Here is a 4,353-nt window from a genome sequence, read left to right as displayed (position 1 = left end):
CGTCTTCGCCGCGAGACTGGTCGTAGCCGGCCGCTTGCAACTGAACAAGTTCTGCACGCACCTGTGCGCGGGTCAACGCGGGCGCGTCGGTGCCTGCGAAAGCGGGAGCCGCGATAGCACTTGCAACGATAAACGCGGCAAGAATGCGGATCTTCATGATGTTCTCCATTGAGGAAAGAGTTTTGTCAGTAAGCCTGACGCCTCCATGGCCTCAATTGGCTAACCGGTATTTCGAATCGATATGGGGAGTCGTTCACATAAGAATGACTCCCCTCTGATCTCAGAACGGCTTGGTCGGCAGATACTTTCCGTCCAGCGTAATCACGGCACGCGAACCGCCTTCCGGATCGTCGACCTTCTTGATGTCGAGCTTGAAATTGATCGCGCTGATGATGCCGTCGCCGAACTGCTCGTGAACCAGTGCCTTGAGCGTCGAGCCGTAGATCTGGATCATTTCGTAGAAGCGGTAGACGGTCGGATCGGTCGGCACGCCACCCGGGATACTGCCGCGCACGGGGACGGTTTGCAGCAGACGAACTGCGTCTTCGTCGAGTCCGAGCTTGTCGGCGACAACCTTCGCGGCGCCGGCCGGCAGTGGATGCTGGCCGAGCAGCGCGGCGGTAACGAATGCGAGGCTTAGACCCGTGCCTTCGTTGATCTGCTCGAACGTCAGGTTCTTGCGCACCTTTGCGTCGATGATTGCGTCGGCCAGGGCTTCGCGGGAGGCTTGGCGATATTGTGATTGCGTCATGATGATGTTCCTTGAGATGAATTGAAGTTTGGAAAACAGGTGTTCAGGCAGCGAGGTTAAGTCGAGCCGGGCTTGCACAGGCATGCGGATGTTCCGCGAGAGAAACGAAACGGTTCGTCGCGCCGTCGAGCGCATCAATCGAGCCGCTTTCGATGTCGTACACCCAGCCGTGCAGCGCCAGATGCCCCTGTTCGAGTGCGAGCCGCACAGAGGGATGAGTCTTGATGTTCGCGAGTTGGGCGATCACGTTTTCGCGGACCATGGAGTCGACCCGGTCGCGTTCGTTTTTGTGCTCACGCGCCTCGTTGACGACCTTCGCAGAATCCGCGTAACGCAACCAGTTGCGCACCGCTGGCATGTGGTCCATGCACTTGCAGGTGGCAATCGCCGTCATCGCGCCGCAGTCGGAGTGACCGCAGATCACGATGTCGGTGACGCCGATCGCGGCGACCGCGTATTCGACCGTGCCCGTTACGCCGCCCGGTTCCGGACCGTACGAGGGCACGATGTTGCCGGCGTTCCGGATCACGAACAGGTCGCCCGGTTCGCGCTGCGTGACCAGCTCCGGTACCAGCCGGCTGTCCGAGCAGGAAATGAATAGGGTACGCGGGTTCTGGCTCGTGGCTAGTTGCTTGAAAAGCTGGGAGCGCTGCGGAAACGCCTCGCGCTGGAACTTCAGGAAGCCGTCGATGATGTCTTGCATGTTTCGCTCCGTCAGGGTGTTGGTTGAAAACCGATGGACGAAGAATGCGCCGATCCAACTATAGCGTCCAAGACCGGTTTATTATCAGGCGCATAGGAAACACCAATAGTTCAGGGAGGCCCCATGCTGCTGCGGCACATCCGTTATTTTCTGGCGGTCGCGGAACACCGTAATTTCACGCGCGCGGCCGAGGCGCTGCATGTGTCGCAGCCGACGCTGTCGCAACAGATCAGGCAACTGGAAGACACACTGCGCGTGCAATTGCTCGACCGCTCCGGCCGGACAATCCAGTTGACCGACGCTGGCGCGGCCTATGTTCGCTACGCGCAGCGCGCGCTTCAGGACCTGGAAGCGGGCAGCCGGGCAATTCACGACGTGCAGGAATTGAGCCGTGGCTCACTGCGCCTCGCGATGACGCCGACGTTCACCGCGTACCTGATCGGTCCGTTGCTGGAGAAGTACAACCGCAGATATCCGCACATCACACTGAACATCCTCGAAATGCCGCAGGACCAGATGGAAGTGTTGTTGAACGACGATGCGCTCGACGTCGGCATCGGCTTCGACGACACGCACTTGCCCGACATCGAAACTCAGGCGCTGTTCGTCGAGGCGCTGGCGATGATGGTCGGCAAGTCGCACCCGTATGCGAAAAAGCGCACCGCGTTGACGCTTCGCGAGTTCGAGAGCGAAGCGCTCGTGCTGCTCAACGAAGAGTTTGCTACGCGTCATTACATCGATCGATATTGCAAGCAGCATGGCGTCGCGCCACGAATTGCGATGGAGGTCAATTCGATCAGCGCCGTGATCGAGCTCGTGCACCGCAGCACGCTTGCCACCCTGCTGCCGGCCGCGATCGCGCGCGAGCACGGCGAACTGCGTCTGGTGGACCTCGAGCCGGCGCTGCCGCAGCGAACCGCTGCGTTGCTCCTGCGCAAAGGCGCGTATCGAAGCGCGGCAACAAGGGCATTCATCGCGCTTGCGCTTGAGGAATACGCGGCTAAAACGGGTGGCCGGCGGACACCCGCGGCTTCATAAAATGCAAACAGTCCGAACTGCCTCGACGGGCGGCGAAGCCACTCCGCTGAAATGCAGCGCTGGTGCAGGATGAACTCCGGCACGCTGCCCGTGGACGCTGCGCAAACGGCTCTGTTCGTCGCGCTCTGCAAGGCTGTTCCTTAGGGTGACCGCCCCCAGTGTCTGCTGTACGCTCGTAAGCCGGACGGCTGCGAATGAAACGGCGAATGTCCCTTGTGGGTCGAGATGTGTGAAAACGCATTGATCGCCTAAACTGATTCAACGCATTGAGACCGGGTGACTCATTAAGTGATTCGTTGAAGGCGATGGCCGCAAACAGTTCGCACTACTTCCAGAATGAATGGATGACTACATCGGACAGGACGACCCGGTAAGGATCGTAGACGTCTTTGTGGACGAACTGGACCTCACGACGCTCGGCTTCAACGACACCACCCCTGCAGTGACGGGCCGTCCTTCCTACCATCCGGGTGCGCTGCTCAAGATCTATATCTACGGGTATCTGAACCGTACACCTTCCAGCCGGCGTCTTGAGCGCGAATGCCAACGCAAAGTCGAGCTGATGTGGCTGACAGGACGCCTGGCACCAGATTCAAGACGATCGCCGACTTTCGCCGAGACAACGGCCTGGCCATTCGTAACGTATGCCGGCATTTCGTCGAACTGTGTCGCGAACTGAAGCTGTTATCCGGCGACAGGGTGGCCATCGACGGCAGCAAGTTCAAGGCCGTGAACAGCCGTGACAAGAACTACACGGCCGCCAAGATCGCCAAGCGTCGGCAGCAGATTGAGGAAAGCGTTCAGCGATACCTCGATGCGATTGAAACCGCCGACCGCAAAAGTCCGACAGGTTCGACGTGAAGACCGAGCGTCTGTACGAGAAGATCGCCCGCTTGCGCCAGAAGATGCGGGAGCTCGAACAGGTCAAAAAACAGTTGCAGAAGCAACCGGACAGACAGCTATCGATGACGGATCCCGACGCGCGGTCCATGGCAACAAGCGGAAGAGGATCCGGCATAGTGGGCTATAACGTACAGGCCGCCGTCGACGCGAAGCACCACCTGATCGTCGAACACGAGGTGACTAATGTCGGAAACGATCACGGGCAACTTAGCAAGATGGCGCTCTCAGCGAAGACCGGGATGGGCAAGACGAAGCTGAAAGTGCTGGCTGATCGGGGCTACTTCAGTGGCCCGGAAATCCGGGCATGCGATCTGAACAACATCAGCGCTTACGTCCCCAAGCCGGAAACCCGATGCCATGACCATCCGCCGAAGTACTGTCGAGCATGGCTTGGGCACGCTCAAGCACTGGATGGGTCCTGCACACTTCCTGACCCGGACGCTTGGCCGCGTGAGCACGGAGATGAGCCTTCAAGTACTGGCCTACAACCTCAAGCGCCTCATGAATATACCAAAGACGAAGTTGTCGCCCGCTCTATCCCCTTTCTGCAGAGCTCAAGGACATGACCACGAGCACCGAGGTCGAAAGCTACACATTGTCCCAGTAAGGGGGCGATCTGATCGCATCGACAAGGAAAGCGGATACCTCGCGCACTTTTCGAGACCGCAGCCTGTTCTCAGCCGAGAGAATCTGAATGTATAGCTCTTCAACGGACACGGAGATATCCCAGTCTGTCAGCAAGCTCACAAGCTTCCGATCTTTAACAGGCTGCGGAAATACAAGCCGACTTTACTGAGCAATGAGCTTAATCAGAATTTTCGGCAGGGGATTTCTCATAGTTTGGAATATGGACCGGTTAATTTCGGTTTTCGCACCTGTTTATGACGTTCTCTTGCGCATTTTTGGTTCACTGCGGCTGCAACGCACGGAGTTGTCCCAAGGTGCGCATGCGCACGAG

Annotated in this window: 4 protein-coding genes and 1 pseudogene; 2 read left to right on the top strand and 3 right to left on the bottom strand. The window is 58.5% G+C overall.

Annotated elements, in window-relative coordinates:
• The 3 genes from WCA53_RS05060 to WCA53_RS05050 all read right to left on the bottom strand — a co-directional run.
• Window positions 1-157 (bottom strand): DUF4148 domain-containing protein (locus WCA53_RS05060; protein ID WP_423906329.1); only part of this gene is annotated, 157 nt, incomplete at its 3' end.
• A gap of 123 nt (window positions 158-280) precedes the next feature.
• Window positions 281-751 (bottom strand): cyanase, encoded by a 471-nt coding sequence (gene cynS / locus WCA53_RS05055; protein WP_423906326.1) that lies wholly within the window; start codon window positions 749-751, stop codon window positions 281-283.
• 43 nt (window positions 752-794) lie between these two features.
• Entirely contained in the window at window positions 795-1,454 is a 660-nt protein-coding gene (locus WCA53_RS05050) for a carbonic anhydrase (RefSeq protein WP_423906323.1), read from the bottom strand.
• Window positions 1,455-1,577: 123 nt separating this feature from the next.
• Here WCA53_RS05050 and cynR point away from each other — a divergent pair, with 123 nt between their 5' ends.
• Together cynR and WCA53_RS05040 are read left to right on the top strand one after the other, a co-directional pair.
• Entirely contained in the window at window positions 1,578-2,492 is a 915-nt protein-coding gene (cynR, locus tag WCA53_RS05045) for a transcriptional regulator CynR (RefSeq protein ID WP_423906320.1), read from the top strand.
• A 340-nt stretch (window positions 2,493-2,832) separates the two neighbouring features.
• Window positions 2,833-3,905: pseudogene (locus WCA53_RS05040) on the top strand (IS1182 family transposase); the annotation flags it as partial.
• Between the last annotated feature and the right edge of the window lie 448 nt (window positions 3,906-4,353).

Origin of the sequence: Caballeronia sp., assembly GCF_049581465.1 — a bacterium.
GTDB lineage: Bacteria > Pseudomonadota > Gammaproteobacteria > Burkholderiales > Burkholderiaceae > Caballeronia.
This window is presented reverse-complemented; position numbering and strand designations above follow the sequence as displayed.

Bases quoted from the DNA above. Each gene is read 5' to 3' on its own strand.
- cynS (WP_423906326.1), bottom strand. From the start codon at position 751: ATGACGCAATCACAATATCGCCAAGCCTCCCGCGAAGCCCTGGCCGAC.
- WCA53_RS05050 (WP_423906323.1), bottom strand. From the start codon at position 1,454: ATGCAAGACATCATCGACGGCTTCCTGAAGTTCCAGCGCGAGGCGTTT.
- cynR (WP_423906320.1), top strand. From the start codon at position 1,578: ATGCTGCTGCGGCACATCCGTTATTTTCTGGCGGTCGCGGAACACCGT.